The organism is Microbacterium sp. JC 701 (genome assembly GCF_021026215.1).
GTDB lineage: Bacteria > Actinomycetota > Actinomycetes > Actinomycetales > Microbacteriaceae > Microbacterium > Microbacterium algihabitans.
In genome coordinates this window covers 832532-846961 of sequence record NZ_JAJNCV010000001.1, presented here as the reverse complement: position 1 = coordinate 846961, position 14430 = coordinate 832532, and the positions used below count along the sequence as shown (strand labels likewise).

Annotated in this window: 26 protein-coding genes; all 26 read right to left on the bottom strand. The window is 66.4% G+C overall.

Features of this window, described 5'->3' with window-relative positions:
- Positions 1-65 precede the first annotated feature (65 nt).
- Positions 66-629, bottom strand: a complete 564-nt coding sequence (rplQ, locus tag LPW41_RS04045; protein WP_154096186.1) for a 50S ribosomal protein L17 — start codon at positions 627-629, stop codon at positions 66-68.
- Between the two features lie 41 nt (positions 630-670).
- The gene (locus LPW41_RS04040; protein ID WP_058230893.1) at positions 671-1660 is read right to left on the bottom strand and encodes a DNA-directed RNA polymerase subunit alpha; all 990 of its coding nucleotides are present in this window, start codon (positions 1658-1660) and stop codon (positions 671-673) included.
- Between the two features lie 178 nt (positions 1661-1838).
- Positions 1839-2237: a 30S ribosomal protein S11 gene (rpsK, locus tag LPW41_RS04035; protein WP_013583990.1), complete on the bottom strand. Its 399-nt coding sequence runs from the start codon at positions 2235-2237 to the stop codon at positions 1839-1841.
- Positions 2238-2273: 36 nt separating this feature from the next.
- Complete coding sequence (gene rpsM, locus LPW41_RS04030) at positions 2274-2648, bottom strand: 30S ribosomal protein S13 (RefSeq protein WP_056226287.1); 375 nt, start codon at positions 2646-2648, stop codon at positions 2274-2276.
- Between the two features lie 142 nt (positions 2649-2790).
- A complete protein-coding gene (gene rpmJ, locus LPW41_RS04025; protein ID WP_005050492.1) occupies positions 2791-2907 on the bottom strand; it encodes a 50S ribosomal protein L36 in 117 nt (38 codons plus the stop codon).
- Positions 2908-2967: 60 nt separating this feature from the next.
- Positions 2968-3189: a translation initiation factor IF-1 gene (gene infA / locus LPW41_RS04020; protein WP_013583992.1), complete on the bottom strand. Its 222-nt coding sequence runs from the start codon at positions 3187-3189 to the stop codon at positions 2968-2970.
- 141 nt (positions 3190-3330) lie between these two features.
- Positions 3331-4035 (bottom strand): thioredoxin domain-containing protein, encoded by a 705-nt coding sequence (locus LPW41_RS04015; RefSeq protein ID WP_154096187.1) that lies wholly within the window; start codon positions 4033-4035, stop codon positions 3331-3333.
- Complete coding sequence (gene map, locus LPW41_RS04010; RefSeq protein ID WP_308071685.1) at positions 4035-4871, bottom strand: type I methionyl aminopeptidase; 837 nt, start codon at positions 4869-4871, stop codon at positions 4035-4037. Before map ends, LPW41_RS04015 begins: the two co-directional genes overlap by 1 nt.
- A 1-nt stretch (position 4872) precedes the next feature.
- The gene (locus tag LPW41_RS04005; RefSeq protein ID WP_144829699.1) at positions 4873-5469 is read right to left on the bottom strand and encodes an adenylate kinase; all 597 of its coding nucleotides are present in this window, start codon (positions 5467-5469) and stop codon (positions 4873-4875) included.
- Entirely contained in the window at positions 5466-6788 is a 1323-nt protein-coding gene (gene secY, locus LPW41_RS04000; RefSeq protein WP_076673717.1) for a preprotein translocase subunit SecY, read from the bottom strand. The genes LPW41_RS04005 and secY overlap by 4 nt, the downstream gene beginning before the upstream one ends.
- 109 nt (positions 6789-6897) lie before the next feature.
- A complete protein-coding gene (gene rplO / locus LPW41_RS03995; protein ID WP_144829702.1) occupies positions 6898-7431 on the bottom strand; it encodes a 50S ribosomal protein L15 in 534 nt (177 codons plus the stop codon).
- Positions 7431-7616 carry a 50S ribosomal protein L30 gene (rpmD, locus tag LPW41_RS03990; RefSeq protein ID WP_013583998.1) on the bottom strand — a complete coding sequence of 62 codons (186 nt, stop codon included), beginning with the start codon at positions 7614-7616 and terminating at the stop codon, positions 7431-7433. The genes rplO and rpmD overlap by 1 nt, the downstream gene beginning before the upstream one ends.
- A complete protein-coding gene (gene rpsE / locus LPW41_RS03985; protein ID WP_144829707.1) occupies positions 7616-8299 on the bottom strand; it encodes a 30S ribosomal protein S5 in 684 nt (227 codons plus the stop codon). Before rpsE ends, rpmD begins: the two co-directional genes overlap by 1 nt.
- Positions 8296-8655 (bottom strand): 50S ribosomal protein L18, encoded by a 360-nt coding sequence (gene rplR / locus LPW41_RS03980; protein ID WP_056226271.1) that lies wholly within the window; start codon positions 8653-8655, stop codon positions 8296-8298. Before rplR ends, rpsE begins: the two co-directional genes overlap by 4 nt.
- A 2-nt stretch (positions 8656-8657) precedes the next feature.
- Positions 8658-9194, bottom strand: coding sequence for a 50S ribosomal protein L6 (gene rplF, locus LPW41_RS03975; RefSeq protein WP_144829709.1), 537 nt, complete (start codon positions 9192-9194; stop codon positions 8658-8660).
- A 6-nt stretch (positions 9195-9200) separates the two neighbouring features.
- Positions 9201-9599 carry a 30S ribosomal protein S8 gene (gene rpsH / locus LPW41_RS03970; protein WP_094736305.1) on the bottom strand — a complete coding sequence of 133 codons (399 nt, stop codon included), beginning with the start codon at positions 9597-9599 and terminating at the stop codon, positions 9201-9203.
- 93 nt (positions 9600-9692) lie between these two features.
- A complete protein-coding gene (gene rplE, locus LPW41_RS03965; protein ID WP_144829713.1) occupies positions 9693-10283 on the bottom strand; it encodes a 50S ribosomal protein L5 in 591 nt (196 codons plus the stop codon).
- Between the two features lie 2 nt (positions 10284-10285).
- A complete protein-coding gene (rplX, locus tag LPW41_RS03960) occupies positions 10286-10645 on the bottom strand; it encodes a 50S ribosomal protein L24 (RefSeq protein WP_094736303.1) in 360 nt (119 codons plus the stop codon).
- Between the two features lie 2 nt (positions 10646-10647).
- On the bottom strand, positions 10648-11016 hold the full coding sequence (gene rplN / locus LPW41_RS03955; protein WP_013584005.1) for a 50S ribosomal protein L14: 369 nt from the start codon (positions 11014-11016) through the stop codon (positions 10648-10650).
- Between the two features lie 35 nt (positions 11017-11051).
- Entirely contained in the window at positions 11052-11378 is a 327-nt protein-coding gene (rpsQ, locus tag LPW41_RS03950) for a 30S ribosomal protein S17 (protein WP_144829716.1), read from the bottom strand.
- Complete coding sequence (gene rpmC, locus LPW41_RS03945) at positions 11378-11689, bottom strand: 50S ribosomal protein L29 (RefSeq protein ID WP_144829719.1); 312 nt, start codon at positions 11687-11689, stop codon at positions 11378-11380. The genes rpsQ and rpmC overlap by 1 nt, the downstream gene beginning before the upstream one ends.
- The gene (gene rplP, locus LPW41_RS03940; protein WP_013584008.1) at positions 11689-12108 is read right to left on the bottom strand and encodes a 50S ribosomal protein L16; all 420 of its coding nucleotides are present in this window, start codon (positions 12106-12108) and stop codon (positions 11689-11691) included. The genes rpmC and rplP overlap by 1 nt, the downstream gene beginning before the upstream one ends.
- Positions 12108-12866, bottom strand: a complete 759-nt coding sequence (gene rpsC / locus LPW41_RS03935) for a 30S ribosomal protein S3 (protein ID WP_058230882.1) — start codon at positions 12864-12866, stop codon at positions 12108-12110. Before rpsC ends, rplP begins: the two co-directional genes overlap by 1 nt.
- Complete coding sequence (gene rplV / locus LPW41_RS03930) at positions 12866-13264, bottom strand: 50S ribosomal protein L22 (protein WP_013584010.1); 399 nt, start codon at positions 13262-13264, stop codon at positions 12866-12868. The genes rpsC and rplV overlap by 1 nt, the downstream gene beginning before the upstream one ends.
- A 22-nt stretch (positions 13265-13286) precedes the next feature.
- A complete protein-coding gene (gene rpsS / locus LPW41_RS03925) occupies positions 13287-13568 on the bottom strand; it encodes a 30S ribosomal protein S19 (protein WP_013584011.1) in 282 nt (93 codons plus the stop codon).
- 12 nt (positions 13569-13580) lie between these two features.
- On the bottom strand, positions 13581-14420 hold the full coding sequence (gene rplB / locus LPW41_RS03920) for a 50S ribosomal protein L2 (protein ID WP_013584012.1): 840 nt from the start codon (positions 14418-14420) through the stop codon (positions 13581-13583).
- Positions 14421-14430: the final 10 nt, after the last annotated feature.

Sequence of the window (14430 nt, the reverse complement as noted above, 5' to 3'; positions counted from 1 at the left end):
GAGGGGGCGCGGGAACGACGAAGCCCCCACCCTGACGGGTGGGGGCCTCGTGCGAGCGGGAGGGCTCAGGCCTTGGCGTCGTCCGTGACGGCGTCGTCGGCGGCGGCCTCGGCGGCCGCGCCCTCCTCGGGCGACTCGGCGCCGGCCTCGGCGGCCTCGTCGTTGGAGGTCTCCTCAGCGGCGGTCTCGTCGGCGGCGGGCTCCTCGGCGGCGGCCGGGGCGGCAGCGGCGGCGGGGGCCGCAGCGGCCTTGTTCGACGCCTTCTTCGTGACGGGCTCGAGAACGAGCTCGATCACGGCCATGGGGGCGTTGTCACCCTTGCGGTTGCCGACCTTCGTGATGCGGGTGTATCCACCCTCACGGTCGGCCACCAGCGGCGCGATCTCGGTGAAGAGGGTGTGCACGACCTCTTTGTCACCGATGACGCCCAGCACGCGGCGACGCGCGTGCAGGTCGCCGCGCTTGGCGAAGGTGATGAGGCGCTCAGCGAGCGGACGGAGGCGCTTGGCCTTCGTCTCGGTCGTCTTGATCGACTTGTGCGTGTAGAGGGCTGCCGCGAGGTTCGCGAGAAGCAGACGCTCGTGGGCCGGGCCGCCTCCGAGGCGGGGACCCTTCGTGGGCTTGGGCATGTCGTGTTACTCCTGGAAAAGGTTCGGTCGGGTCTGACGCGTCAGACGGTTTCTTCGTCGTAGCCGCTGTAGAACTGGGCGCCGTCGAAGCCGGGCACCGAGTCCTTGAGCGACAGGCCGAGGGAGGTGAGCTTGTCGCGCACCTCGTCGACCGACTTCTGACCGAAGTTGCGGATGTTCATCAGCTGCGTCTCCGAAAGGGCGACCAGCTCCGAGACGGTGTTGATGCCCTCGCGCTTGAGGCAGTTGTACGAGCGGACCGAGAGGTCCAGGTCTTCGATCGGCATCGACAGCTCGTTCGAGAGGACGGTCTCGACCGGCGCGGGGCCGATCTCGATACCCTCGGCCTCGACGTTCAGCTCGCGGGCGAGGCCGAACAGCTCGGTGAGGGTGCGGCCGGCGGAGGCCACGGCGTCGCGCGGGGCGATCGAGGCCTTCGACTCGACGTCGAGGACGAGCTTGTCGAAGTCGGTGCGCTCACCGGCACGGGTGGCGTCGACGCGGTAGCTGACCTTGAGCACGGGCGAGTAGATCGAGTCGATCGGGATCTGACCGGCCTCGGCGTACTCGTTGCGGTTCTGGGTCGCCGAGACGTAGCCACGGCCACGCTCGATCGTCAGCTCGAGCTCGAACTTGGCGGTGTCGTTGAGCGTCGCGATGACCAACTCGGGGTTGTGCACCTCGACACCCGCGGGAGCGGAGATGTCGGCGGCGGTGACCTCACCGGCGCCGGTCTTGCGCAGGTACGCCGTGATGGGCTCGTCGCGCTCGCTCGAGACGACCAGCTGCTTGATGTTCAGGATGATCTCGGTGACGTCTTCCTTCACGCCCGGGATGGTGCTGAACTCGTGCAGGACGCCGTCGATGCGGATGCTCGTGACGGCCGCGCCGGGGATCGACGACAGGAGGCTGCGACGCAGCGCGTTGCCGATCGTGTAACCGAAGCCGGGCTCCAGCGGCTCGATGACGAAACGGCTGCGGAACTCCCCGATCTTCTCCTCGGTCAGAGTGGGACGCTGTGCGATGAGCACTATGTGTTCCTTTCGATCACGTGCCCGCTATATGACACGTGTAATGGGGTGAGGTGTTGAGTTGTACTCGCGGGATGCCGCGTGGCCTCGACGGCCGCGCGCGGCATCCGGAAGTCTGAATCGCGCGAGAGCGCGGCATTCCCGGGGAGTGACGAGCACTCCCCGGGAACGAAACGCATCAGACGCGGCGACGCTTGGGCGGACGGCAGCCGTTGTGGGCCTGCGGCGTCACGTCCTGGATCGAGCCGACCTCGAGGCCGGCCGCGGTCAGCGAGCGGATCGCGGTCTCACGACCCGAACCCGGACCCTTCACGAAGACGTCGACCTTCTTGACGCCGTGCTCCTGCGCCTGGCGAGCGGCCGACTCCGCGGCCATGCCGGCGGCGTACGGCGTCGACTTGCGCGAGCCCTTGAACCCGACACCGCCGGACGAAGCCCAGCTGATGACGGCACCCGAGGGGTCGGTGATCGAAACGATGGTGTTGTTGAACGTCGACTTGATGTGGGCCTGACCCACGGCGATGTTCTTCTTTTCCTTGCGGCGCGGCTTGCGCGCGGCGGACTTGGCCTGTGCCATGTGCGTTCTCCTGAATCCTGACGCTCAGCCCGCGGCTTAGCGCGCCTTCTTCTTGCCGGCGACGGTGCGCTTGGGACCCTTGCGGGTACGCGCGTTCGTCTTCGTGCGCTGACCGCGCACCGGGAGGCCGCGGCGGTGGCGCAGGCCCTCGTAGGAACCGATCTCGACCTTGCGGCGGATGTCGGCGGCGACCTCGCGACGGAGGTCACCCTCCACCTTGTAGGTGCCTTCGATGTGGTCGCGCAGAGCGACCAGCTGGTCGTCGGTGAGGTCCTTGACGCGAATGTCCTGGCTGATGTCAGTGGCGTTCAGGATCTCGACGGAGCGGGTGCGACCCACGCCGTAGATGTAAGTAAGTGCGATCACCACGCGCTTGTCGCGCGGGATGTCGACGCCGGCGAGACGTGCCATGCGGCTCTCCTCAGAGTGTCGTGGAGGTGTGGAGCAGGATCGGTGCTCGGGCCTCCGACCCGAGGTGTCCCCCGTCCGCGTCAGCGAACGGGATCTGATCCTGCCGATGTGTATTCAGTTGGAAAGGTGTGGAGCTGGAAGCTCAGCCCTGGCGCTGCTTGTGGCGCGGGTTGCTCTTGCAGATCACCATCACGCGCCCGTGACGACGGATCACCTTGCAGTGGTCGCAGATGGGCTTGACGGAGGGGTTGACCTTCATGATGTTCCTGTTTCGCTGTCTTCGAGGCCGCGGGAGCGGCTCGTTACTTCTCGGCCGGACTCAGCGGTAGCGGTAGACGATACGACCGCGGGTGAGGTCGTAAGGGCTCAGTTCGACGACGACGCGGTCCTCGGGGATGATGCGGATGTAGTTCTGTCGCATCTTGCCCGAGATGGTCGCGAGCACTTTGTGCCCGTTCGTCAGCTCGACACGGAACATCGCGTTGGGCAGTGCTTCGGACACCGTGCCCTCGATCTCGATGACACCGTCTTTCTTCGCCATAAACTCGCTCACGCTCAGTTGCAGACCGGCCGGTCTGCGGTGGATGGGGATTCGGTGCTTCGACACGCCAATGAAGGCGCAACGCACCAAAGATCAAGCATACGTGGTATCGCTTGACCCGGCAACTCGCCGGGAGTGTCGTCAGCCGTCGAGGCGGGCGACGATGTCCTTCTTCGGGTCGCCGGTCAGATCGTTCTGGTTCGACAGCACGGTTCCGTCGACGGCGATCGTCGGGGTCGCGATGCCGCTCTGCCCCGGCTGCACAGGCGTCTTCTGCGTCATCGCCGTCACGAACTTCTCGTAGGTTCCGTCGTTGATGCAGGAAGTCACGGCATCCGATGCACCCGCCGAGGTCGCGATCGAGGCCAGAGTCGCGTCGTCGAGCCCGGCGGTGTTCTCCGACGGCTGCTGCGCGTAGAGGGCCTTCACGAACGCCGGGACGTTCGCCGGGTCGTCGACGGCCACGCAGTACGCAGCCGATGCGGACCGCGTCGAGTACTGGGTTCCCTGCGAAGCCCGGTCGAGGATCGAGATCGGGTGGATGTTGAGCGTGATCTGGTCGTCCGCCACCAGCTGGTCGAGCGTGGGGCCGTAGCTTTGCTCGAACTGGTTGCAGATGGGGCACATGAAGTCGATGTAGGTGTCGACCGTCTTCGGGCCCGTGCCCACCGCGATCGCACCGGTCTCGGTGTTGACGGCCGAGGACTGGGGCAGAGCCCCCGGCGATCCCACCTGGCTGTTGGCGAACCACACCACTCCGCCGACGATCAGCACCACCACGACCGCGGCGGCCGTGACTCCGATCGCGAACCAGTTGGTGGACTTCCGCACAGCGGCCATCATCATCAGTCGATCTCCTTCGGCACCACGCCGCACGGCGCGAGTTTCTCGGCTCCGCCATCGTGCGCGGTCAGCACCCAGATGCCTCCATCATGCACGGCGACACTATGTTCCCAGTGGGAGCCGGCCGTACCGTCGATCGTCGTGACGGTCCACCCGTCGCCTTCGACCTGAGTCGCCTGATCGCCGATGACCACCATCGGCTCGATCGCCACGGCGAGACCGGGGCGCACTTCGGGACCCAGGTCGTCGACGGCGTAGTTGAACACGCTCGGCGACTCGTGCATCTTGCGGCCGATGCCGTGCCCGACGTAGTCGCGCAGGATGCCGTACCCGCCGGCGGGGGCGTTGTCGTCGATGTACTCCTGGATCGCTGCCCCCACCTCGGCGAGATGTGAGGCGCGGCTGAGCGCGGCGATACCCGCCCAGAGCGACCCCTCGGTGACCTCCGAGAGGCGGCGACGCGGCGCCACCAACTCTTCGGATGCTTCGCCCGGCACGATCACGGTGAACGCCGAGTCGCCGTTCCATCCGCGGAACTCCGCGCCGGCGTCGATCGAGAGGATGTCGCCCGCTTGCAGGGGGCGCTCGTTGGGGATCCCGTGCACCACCTGCTCGTTCACCGACGCGCAGATCGTGTGCCGGTAGCCGCGCACCATCTGGAAATTCGACTTCGCGCCGCGGCTGCCGAGTACCCGCGCGGCCTCGGCGTCGAGTTGGAGCGTGGTCACGCCCGGCTCGATCATCGCGCGGACCGCGGCCAGCATGTCGGCCGTGATGAGCCCCGGCTCGATCATCGACCGCAGCTGGGCGGGCTTCTTGTAGATGGAGCGCAACACCACGTCAGGCAGCCGGCGTGGCGATGATGCCGCGCGCCTCGAGCGCCGCGAAGATGCGGGCGGTGACCTCGTCGAGGCTGCCGACACCGTCGATCTCGTCGACGATGCCGCGCGTGCCGTACACGTCGAGGATCGGCGCCGTCTCACGCTCGTAGATGCCGAGGCGGATCGCGATGGCCTCTTCGGTGTCGTCGGCACGGCCCTGCTCCGCGGCACGGGCGGTGAGACGCGACAGCGACTCCTCGCGCGGTACGACGAGGGCGATGACGGCGTCGAGCGCCTCGTCGCGGCCCTCGAGGAACTCGTCGAGATGCATCACCTGAGCGAGGTTGCGGGGGTACCCGTCGAGGAGGAAGCCTTCGGCGGCGTCCTCCTGCGAGAGGCGGTCGCGCACGACAGCGCTGGTCAGCTCATCAGGAACGAGATCGCCCGCGTCGATGATCGACTTCACCTGGAGGCCGAGCTCGGTGCCGTCCTTGACGTTGGCACGGAAGACGTCGCCCGTGGAGACGACAGGGATACCGAGGGACTCCCCGACGCGGACACCCTGGGTTCCCTTGCCCGAGCCCTGCGGGCCCACGATCAGAAGACGCGCGGTCATCGCAGCAGCCCTTCGTAGTGACGCTGCTGGAGTTGCGCGTCGATCTGCTTCACCGTCTCGAGACCGACACCCACGATGATGAGGATCGACGCTCCGCCGAACGGGAAGTTCTGGTTGGCCCCCACGGTCGCCAGGGCAACCAGAGGCAGGAGGGCGATCAGGCCGAGGTAGATCGAGCCGGGCAGCGTGATCCGGGTGAGCACGTAGTCGAGGTACTCGGCCGTCGGGCGACCCGCGCGGATGCCGGGGATGAACCCGCCGTACTTCTTCATGTTGTCGGCGACGTCGACCGGGTTGAACGTGATCGCGACGTAGAAGTAGGCGAACCCGATGATCAGCAGGAAGTAGATCAGCATGTACAGCGGGTGGTCGCCGCGCGTCAGGTACTGCGAGATCCAGGTGACCCAGGGTGCGGGCTCCTGGCCGGCCTGCGGCTGGTTGAACTGCGCGATCAGGGCGGGGATGTACAGCAGCGACGAGGCGAAGATGACGGGCACGACACCGGCCATGTTGACCTTGATCGGGATGTAGGTGTTCGTACCGCCGTACGTACGGCGTCCGACCATGCGCTTGGCGTACTGCACGGGAATGCGACGCTGCGACTGCTCGACGAACACCACCAGGGCGACGATGACGATGCTGACCGCGAGCACGAGGAGGAAGACCTCGACGCCACGGGCGTTGAGAATCGAGATCATCGCGCCGGGGAACGTGGCGGCGATGGAGGTGAAGATGAGGATCGACATGCCGTTGCCGACACCGCGCTCGGTGACCAGCTCGGCGAACCACATGACCAGGCCGGTACCGGCGGTCATCGTGATGATCATGAGCAGCTGCGCCCACCAGATGTCGTTCGTGAGCAGCTGCTGGCATTCGGGCACTCCGGCCGAGCCGAAGAGCTGACCCGACCGCGCCACGGTGACGAGAGTCGTCGACTGCAGGAGCGCGAGAGCGATGGTCAGGTAGCGGGTGTACTGGGTGAGCTTGGCCTGACCGGCCTGGCCCTCTTTGTACAGCGTCTCGAAGTGCGGGATGACCACGCGCAGCAGCTGCACGATGATGGTCGCCGTGATGTACGGCATCACACCCAGTGCGAAGATCGACAGCTGCAGGAGCGCGCCGCCCGAGAACAGGTTGACCAGTGAGAGAAGGCCCTCGGTCCCACCCGACTGGTTCAGACACTGCTGAACGTTGGGGAAGTCGACGAAGGGCGTCGGCACGTGGGCACCCAGCCGGTAGATGGCGATGATGCCCAGCGTGAAGGCGATCTTCCGCCTCAGGTCGGGCGTGCGGAAAACCCGCGCGATGGCGCTGAACAAGGGAGAATCCTCCAGAACGATCTCGGCGCGCGACGGGGCGCACACCAAATCAGACTAACCCAGAAGGGGCCGACGGCCGGAAGGCCGCCGGCCCCTTCGGGGTCGGGCGTCAGTTGACGGAGCCGCCTGCGGCGACGATCTTCTGCTCAGCGGAGCCGGAGACCTTGTCGACCGAAACGGTCAGCGCGACCGAGATGTCGCCGGTGCCGAGCACCTTGACCTTCTCGTTCTTGCGGACGGCGCCCTTGGCCACGAGGTCGGCGACGGTCACGTCGCCACCCTGCGGGTAGAGCTCGGCGAGCTTCTCCAAGTTCACGACCTGGTACTCGACGCGGAACGGGTTCTTGAAGCCGCGGAGCTTCGGGGTGCGCATGTGCAGCGGCATCTGCCCACCCTCGAAGCCGACCCGGACCTGGTAACGGGCCTTGGTTCCCTTGGTACCGCGACCAGCCGTCTTACCCTTCGAGCCCTCACCGCGACCCACGCGGGTCTTGGCGGTGTGAGCACCCGGGACGGGACGCAGGTGGTGGACCTTCAGCACGCCGGGGCGCGCCGCGGGGGCTTCCTTCTTGGCGGCCGTCTTACGGGCCGTTGCCTTCTTCGGGGCGTCGACCGTGGCGGTCTCGTCCTTCTTGGCAGCCATTAGTCGATCTCCTCAACCTTGACGAGGTGGGCGACGGTCTTGACGTAACCGCGCGTCTGCGCGTCGTCGGGACGGACGACAGAGTCGCCGATCCGCTTGAGACCGAGTGAACGCAGCGTGTCACGCTGGTTCTGCTTCTCGCTCACCTTGGACTTGATCTGCGTGACCTTCAGACGCTCGGCCATCAGGCACCTACCTTCTGGGCGGCGGCCTCGGCGCGCACGAGGCGGGCCGGGGCGACCTGGTCGAACTCCAGGCCACGGCGGGCGGCCACGGCACGGGGCTCCTCGAGCGACTTCAGAGCCGCGACGGTCGCGTGCACGATGTTGATCGTGTTCGACGAACCGAGCGACTTCGAGAGGACATCGTGGATGCCGGCGCACTCGAGGACGGCGCGGACGGGACCACCGGCGATAACACCGGTACCGGCGGCGGCGGGGCGCAGGAGCACCACACCGGCAGCGGCCTCACCCTGGACGGGGTGGGGAATGGTCGAGCCCGAGCGGGGGACGCGGAAGAAGTTGCGCTTGGCCTCTTCGACACCCTTCGAGATGGCGAGGGGGACTTCGCGGGCCTTGCCGTAACCGACACCCACGACGCCGTTGCCATCGCCCACGACGACGAGCGCCGTGAAGCTGAAGCGACGGCCACCCTTGACCACCTTCGACACGCGGTTGATCGTCACGACGCGCTCGAGGAACTGGCTCTCGTTGCGGTCGCGCGAACCACGGTCGCGCTGGTTGGTGTTGCGCTCGCGACCACCGCGACGCGGCTCGCGCTCACGCTCGGCGGGGGCCTGAGCCGCAGCCGCACCCTCAGCCGGTGCAGTCTGCTCGGTGGTCACTTCGGTCTCCTTGTTGTCACTCACAGGTTCAGCCCTCCTTCGCGAGCTCCGTCGGCGATCGCGGCGACGCGGCCGGCGTAGCGGTTGCCGCCACGGTCGAACACGACGTCGGACACACCGGCGGCCTTCGCACGCTCGGCGACGAGCTCGCCGACCTTGCGGGCCTTGGCGGTCTTGTCACCGTCGAAACCGCGCAGGTCGGTCTCGAGGGTGGAAGCGGAGGCCACGGTGTGGCCCTTGCTGTCGTCCACGACCTGGACGAACACGTGGCGGGCGGAACGCGTCACCACGAGGCGGGGGCGCAGCTCGGTGCCGACGATCTTCTTGCGAAGACGCAGGTGGCGACGCGAGCGGGCTACGGACTTTGTCTTGACAGCCATGGCTACTTACCACTCTTTCCGGCCTTGCGGCGCACGACCTCGCCCGCGTACCGCACACCCTTGCCCTTGTACGGCTCGGGCTTGCGGATCTTGCGGATGTTGGCGGCGGCCTCGCCGACGGCCTGCTTGTCGATGCCGCTCACGGTGACCTTGTTGTTGCCTTCGACCGTGAGGGTGATGCCGGCGGGCGGCTCGATGAGGACGGGGTGCGAGAAGCCGAGGGCGAACTCGATCGAGCTGCCCTTCTGCGCCACGCGGTAACCCGTACCGACGACCTCGAGGCCCTTGGAGTAGCCCTGGGTGACACCGATGATGTTGTTGTTGATGAGAGTGCGGGTCAGGCCGTGGAGCGACCGCGACTCGCGCTCGTCGTCGGGGCGGGTGACGAGAACCTGGTTCTCTTCGACCGCGACCTCGAGGGGCTGCGCAACGGTGAGCGCGAGCTCGCCCTTGGGGCCCTTGACGTTGACCTCCCGACCGTTCACCGAGACGGTGACTCCGGCGGGGATGTCGATGGGAAGACGTCCAATACGCGACATGTCAGATCACCACACGTAGGCGAGGACTTCCCCGCCGACGCCCTTCTGCTCGGCCTGACGGTCCGTGAGGAGACCGGAGGAGGTGGAAAGGATGGCGACGCCGAGGCCACCGAGGACCGTGGGGACCTCGGTCGACTTCGCGTATACGCGAAGGCCGGGCTTCGACACGCGCTTGATGCCGGCGATGGACCGCTCGCGGTTCGGGCCGTACTTCAGCGTCATGTTGAGGGTCTGGCCGACGCGGGCGTCTTCGACGTTCCAGTCGGCGATGTAACCCTCCTGCTTGAGGATGGCGGCGATGTTGGTCTTGAGCTTCGAGCTCGGCATCGACACGGAGTCGTGGTGCGCCGAGTTCGCGTTGCGCAGACGGGTCAGCATGTCTGCGACCGGGTCTGTCATCGTCATGTCTTGCTTCTTTCTTTCATGAGGTTTCGGCTGCCGTTACACGACAGCCGACCTTCGATGACGGGCCCCCGGAAACCCCGGGGGCCCGAAGGGTCAGGCCTGCGCGTCGGCCGACTGGAAGGGGAAGCCGAGCTGGCGGAGCAGCGAGCGACCCTCGTCGTCGGTTTTGGCGGTGGTGACGATCGTGATGTCGAAACCACGCACGCGGTCGATGCGGTCCTGATCGATCTCGTGGAACACGGACTGCTCCTGGAGACCGAAGGTGTAGTTGCCGTTGCCGTCGAACTGCTTGGCCGACAGACCGCGGAAGTCGCGGATGCGGGGCAGTGCAAGGTTCACCAGACGGTCGACGAACTCCCACGCACGGTCGCCACGGAGGGTGACGTGTGCGCCGATGGCCTGCCCCTCGCGCAGCTTGAACTGCGCGATGGACTTGCGGGCCTTCGTGACGACGGGCTTCTGACCGGTGATCTTGGTGAGGTCGTCGACCGCACCATCGATCACCTTGCTGTCACGAGCAGCCTCGCCGACACCGGTGTTCACGACGACCTTGACCAGGCCGGGGATCTGCATGACGTTCTCGTAGCCGAACTCGTCCTGCAGCGCCTTCTTGATCTCGGCGTTGTACTTCTGCTTCAGGCGGGGCTGGATCTTGCCAGCCTCCGCGGCAGTCACGGTGCTCATGTTCAGAGGTCCTTGCCTGACTTCTTCGCGAAGCGCACGCGGACGGTGCGCTTGACGCCGTCCTTCACCTGCTCCTCGACACGGTGACCGACACGGGTCGGCTTCTTGGTCGAGGGGTCGACGAGCGCGACGTTGGAGATGTGGATCGGGGCCTCGAAGGTCTCGATGCCACCGGTCTTCGTACCGCGCTGGGACTGGCCCACGCGGTTGTGCTTGGTGACGTAGTTCACGCCTTCGACGATGACGCGGTTCTGCTCGGTCAAGACCTCGAGGACCTTGCCCTGCTTGCCGCGGTCTCCGCCACGCTCGGGCTTGGCACCCGAGATGACCTGAACCAGGTCGCCCTTTTTGATTTTCGCCATGATCAGATGACCTCCGGGGCGAGCGAGACGATCTTCATGAACTTCTTGTCACGAAGCTCACGACCGACCGGTCCGAAGATACGGGTGCCGCGGGGCTCCCCGTCGTTCTTCAGGATCACGGCGGCGTTCTCGTCGAACTTGATGTACGAGCCGTCGGGACGGCGGGTCTGCTTGACGACACGGACGACGACGGCCTTGACTACGTCGCCCTTCTTGACGTTTCCACCCGGGATCGCGTCCTTGACCGTGGCGACGATGACGTCGCCCAGGCCGGCGTAACGGCGGTTGGAGCCGCCGAGCACGCGGATGGTGAGCAGCTCCTTGGCGCCGGTGTTGTCGGCGACCTTCAGCCGGGATTCGTTCTGAATCACTGTTTACTCCTTGGATTCCAAGTAAGCCGCGAGGCTTACTTGGCCTTCTCGAGGATCTCGACCAGGCGCCAGCGCTTGGTGGCGCTCAGCGGACGGGTCTCGTTGATGACGACGAGGTCGCCGATGCCCGCCGAGTTGGACTCGTCGTGCGCCTTGACCTTCGAGGTGCGACGGATGACCTTGCCGTAGAGCGGGTGCTTCACGCGGTCCTCGACCTCGACGACGATCGTCTTGTCCATCTTGTCGCTGACCACGTATCCACGACGCGCCTTGCGGTAACCGCGGGCGTTCTCGTCACGGACGTCGTTCTCGGCGTGCTCGTGGCCGGCGACCTGCGCCTCGGCCTTCTTCGCGGTAGCCATTACTCCGCCTCTTCCTTCGTGGCGTCGTCAGCGGCATCCGCCTTCTTCGCCTTGCTCTTCTTCGCCTTCGTCGCCTCGACCGGGGCCGGGGTGGCGCGGATGCCGAGCTCGCGCTCACGGATCACGGTGTACAGACGCGCGATGTCGCGCTTGACTGCACGGATGCGACCGTGGCTCTCGAGCTGGCCGGTGGCCGACTGGAAGCGCAGGTTGAACAGCTCTTCCTTGGCCTTGCGCAGCTCCTCGACGAGGCGCTGGTCTTCGAACGTGTCGAGCTCGCTCGGAGCGAGCTGCTTGGTGCCGATCGCCATTACGCGTCGCCCTCCTCGCGCTTGATGATGCGTGCCTTCAGGGGCAGCTTGTGAATGGCACGGGTCAGTGCTTCGCGAGCGAGTTCCTCGTTCACACCCGCGACCTCGAAGAGGACGCGGCCCGGCTTGACGTTCGCGACCCACCACTCGGGGGAACCCTTACCGGAACCCATGCGGGTTTCGGCGGGCTTCTTGGTGAGGGGACGGTCGGGGTAGATGTTGATCCACACCTTTCCACCACGCTTGATGTGACGCGTCATGGCGATACGAGCGGACTCGATCTGACGGTTGGTCACGTAAGCGGGGGTCAGCGCCTGGATGCCGAACTCACCGAACGACACCGTGGTGCCACCGGTGGCCTGGCCCGAGCGACCGGGGTGGTGCTGCTTGCGGTACTTGACCTTGCGGGGGATGAGCATTACGCCGACGCTCCTTCTGCCACGGGGGCCTCGTTGCGCGGGCCACGACGACGGTCGCCACCGCGGTCGTCACGACCGCGCGACTTCGGCGCGTTGGCCTGCTCGCGGGCGAGCTCCTTGTTGGTGAGGTCGCCCTTGTAGATCCAGACCTTCACGCCGATGCGGCCGAAGGTCGTCTTGGCCTCGTAGAAGCCGTAGTCGATGTTCGCGCGGAGCGTGTGCAGGGGCACACGGCCTTCGCGGTAGAACTCCGAGCGGCTCATCTCGGCGCCGCCGAGACGGCCGGACACCTGGATGCGGACACCCTTGGCGCCGGCGCGCTGCGCGCCCTGCAGACCCTTGCGCATCGCGCGACGGAACGCCACGCGAGCAGACAGCTGCTCGGCGACACCCTGCGCGACCAGCTGAGCGTCAGCCTCGGGGTTCTTGACCTCGAGGATGTTCAGCTGGATCTGCTTGCCGGTGAGCTTCTCGAGGTCGGCGCGGATGCGCTCGGCCTCGGCGCCGCGGCGACCGATCACGATGCCCGGACGGGCGGTGTGGATGTCGACGCGAACGCGGTCACGCGTGCGCTCGATCTCGATGTTGCTGACACCGGCGCGGTCGAGCGAGGTGGTCAGCAGGCGACGGATCTTGATGTCCTCGGCGAGGTAGTCGGCGTAACGCTGACCGGGCTTCGTCGAGTCCGAGAACCACCGCGACACGTGGTCGGTGGTGATGCCGAGGCGGAAGCCGTACGGGTTGACCTTCTGTCCCATTACTTGCTCGCCTTCTTGTTGGCGCGAGCCGGGGCCGCCTCAGCGGTCTCGGGCGTCGCGAGCACGACCGTGATGTGGCTCGTGCGCTTCTTGATCTGGAAGGCGCGACCCTGAGCGCGGGGCTGGAAACGCTTGAGCGTCGTGCCCTCGTCGACGTACGCGTTCTTCACGTACAGGTCGGCGTCATCCAGGTATTCGTTCGTCTTGTCGGCGGTGACGCGAGCGTTCGCGATCGCCGAGGCGACGAGCTTGTAGATCGGCTCGCTCGCGCCCTGCGGCGCGAACTTCAGGATCGCGAGGGCCTCTTCGGCCTGCTTGCCCTTGATGAGCGCGACGACGCGACGAGCCTTCTGAGGGGTCACGCGGATGTGTCGCACACGTGCGATGGACTCCACCATTTCTCTCTCCTCCTCGGTCGCCTTAACGGCGACGGCCCTTCTTGTCGTCCTTCACGTGGCCGCGGAAGGTGCGGGTGGGCGAGAACTCGCCCAGCTTGTGGCCGACCATGGTCTCGGTCACGAACACGGGGATGTGCTTGCGACCGTCGTGCACGGCGATGGTGTGTCCCAGCATGGCGGGGATGATCATCGAACGGCGCGACCAGGTCTTGATGACGTTCTTCGAACCGGCTTCGTTCTGCGAGACGACCTTGCGAAGCAGGTGCTCGTCGACGAAGGGGCCCTTCTTAAGGCTGCGAGGCATCTTCCTCTACTCCTACTTGCGCTTCTTGCCGGCGGTGCGACGGCGGACGATGAGCTTGTCGCTCTCCTTGTTCGCGTGGCGGGTGCGGCCCTCGGCCTTACCCCACGGCGAAACAGGGTGACGACCACCGGAGGTCTTACCCTCACCACCACCGTGCGGGTGGTCGACCGGGTTCATGGCGACACCACGCACGGTCGGGCGGACGCCCTTCCAGCGCATGCGGCCGGCCTTGCCCCAGTTGATGTTCGACTGCTCGGCGTTGCCGACCTCGCCGATCGTGGCGCGGCAGCGCACGTCGACGTTGCGGATCTCGCCAGAGGGCAGACGCAGCTGCGCGTAAGGGCCGTCCTTCGCGACCAGACGCACCGAGGCGCCGGCCGAACGGGCCATCTTCGCGCCGCCACCGGGGCGGAGCTCGATCGCGTGGATCACGGTACCGGTGGGGATGTTGCGCAGCGGCAGGTTGTTGCCCGGCTTGATGTCAGCGCCGGCACCCGACTCGACGACGTCGCCCTGCGACAGCTTCGCGGGAGCGAGGATGTAGCGCTTCTCGCCGTCCGCGTAGTGCAGCAGCGCGATGCGCGCGGTGCGGTTGGGGTCGTACTCGATGTGAGCGACCTTGGCGTCGATGCCGTCCTTGTCGTTACGACGGAAGTCGATCAGACGGTACTGACGCTTGTGGCCACCACCGATGTGACGCGTGGTGATGCGGCCCTGGTTGTTGCGGCCACCGGTCTTCGACAGCGGGCGCAGCAGCGACTTCTCGGGCGTCGATCGGGTGATCTCGGCGAAGTCGGCCACCGACGAGCCGCGGCGACCGGGGGTCGTGGGCTTGTACTTGCGAATAGCCATTGTTGTTGTC

What these genes read in the sequence shown, in the direction of transcription:
- rplX (WP_094736303.1), bottom strand. Translation starts at nt 10,645, where the DNA reads ATGGCGAAAATCAAAAAGGGCGACCTGGTTCAGGTCATCTCGGGTGCC.
- LPW41_RS04015 (WP_154096187.1), bottom strand. Translation starts at nt 4,035, where the DNA reads ATGATGATGGCCGCTGTGCGGAAGTCCACCAACTGGTTCGCGATCGGA.
- rplV (WP_013584010.1), bottom strand. Translation starts at nt 13,264, where the DNA reads ATGGTGGAGTCCATCGCACGTGTGCGACACATCCGCGTGACCCCTCAG.
- rplO (WP_144829702.1), bottom strand. Translation starts at nt 7,431, where the DNA reads ATGGCTGCCAAGAAGGACGAGACCGCCACGGTCGACGCCCCGAAGAAG.
- rpsS (WP_013584011.1), bottom strand. Translation starts at nt 13,568, where the DNA reads ATGCCTCGCAGCCTTAAGAAGGGCCCCTTCGTCGACGAGCACCTGCTT.
- rpsK (WP_013583990.1), bottom strand. Translation starts at nt 2,237, where the DNA reads ATGGCACAGGCCAAGTCCGCCGCGCGCAAGCCGCGCCGCAAGGAAAAG.
- rplF (WP_144829709.1), bottom strand. Translation starts at nt 9,194, where the DNA reads ATGTCGCGTATTGGACGTCTTCCCATCGACATCCCCGCCGGAGTCACC.
- rpsH (WP_094736305.1), bottom strand. Translation starts at nt 9,599, where the DNA reads ATGACGATGACAGACCCGGTCGCAGACATGCTGACCCGTCTGCGCAAC.
- rplQ (WP_154096186.1), bottom strand. Translation starts at nt 629, where the DNA reads ATGCCCAAGCCCACGAAGGGTCCCCGCCTCGGAGGCGGCCCGGCCCAC.
- infA (WP_013583992.1), bottom strand. Translation starts at nt 3,189, where the DNA reads ATGGCGAAGAAAGACGGTGTCATCGAGATCGAGGGCACGGTGTCCGAA.
- rpmD (WP_013583998.1), bottom strand. Translation starts at nt 7,616, where the DNA reads ATGGCCGAGCGTCTGAAGGTCACGCAGATCAAGTCCAAGGTGAGCGAG.
- LPW41_RS04005 (WP_144829699.1), bottom strand. Translation starts at nt 5,469, where the DNA reads ATGACCGCGCGTCTTCTGATCGTGGGCCCGCAGGGCTCGGGCAAGGGA.
- rplP (WP_013584008.1), bottom strand. Translation starts at nt 12,108, where the DNA reads ATGCTCATCCCCCGCAAGGTCAAGTACCGCAAGCAGCACCACCCCGGT.
- rpsQ (WP_144829716.1), bottom strand. Translation starts at nt 11,378, where the DNA reads ATGGCTACCGCGAAGAAGGCCGAGGCGCAGGTCGCCGGCCACGAGCAC.
- rpmJ (WP_005050492.1), bottom strand. Translation starts at nt 2,907, where the DNA reads ATGAAGGTCAACCCCTCCGTCAAGCCCATCTGCGACCACTGCAAGGTG.
- rplB (WP_013584012.1), bottom strand. Translation starts at nt 14,420, where the DNA reads ATGGCTATTCGCAAGTACAAGCCCACGACCCCCGGTCGCCGCGGCTCG.
- rpsC (WP_058230882.1), bottom strand. Translation starts at nt 12,866, where the DNA reads ATGGGACAGAAGGTCAACCCGTACGGCTTCCGCCTCGGCATCACCACC.
- rpmC (WP_144829719.1), bottom strand. Translation starts at nt 11,689, where the DNA reads ATGGCGATCGGCACCAAGCAGCTCGCTCCGAGCGAGCTCGACACGTTC.
- rplR (WP_056226271.1), bottom strand. Translation starts at nt 8,655, where the DNA reads ATGGCTGTCAAGACAAAGTCCGTAGCCCGCTCGCGTCGCCACCTGCGT.
- rplE (WP_144829713.1), bottom strand. Translation starts at nt 10,283, where the DNA reads ATGAGCACCGTGACTGCCGCGGAGGCTGGCAAGATCCAGCCCCGCCTG.
- rpsM (WP_056226287.1), bottom strand. Translation starts at nt 2,648, where the DNA reads ATGGCACGTCTCGCCGGCGTCGACATCCCGCGCGACAAGCGCGTGGTG.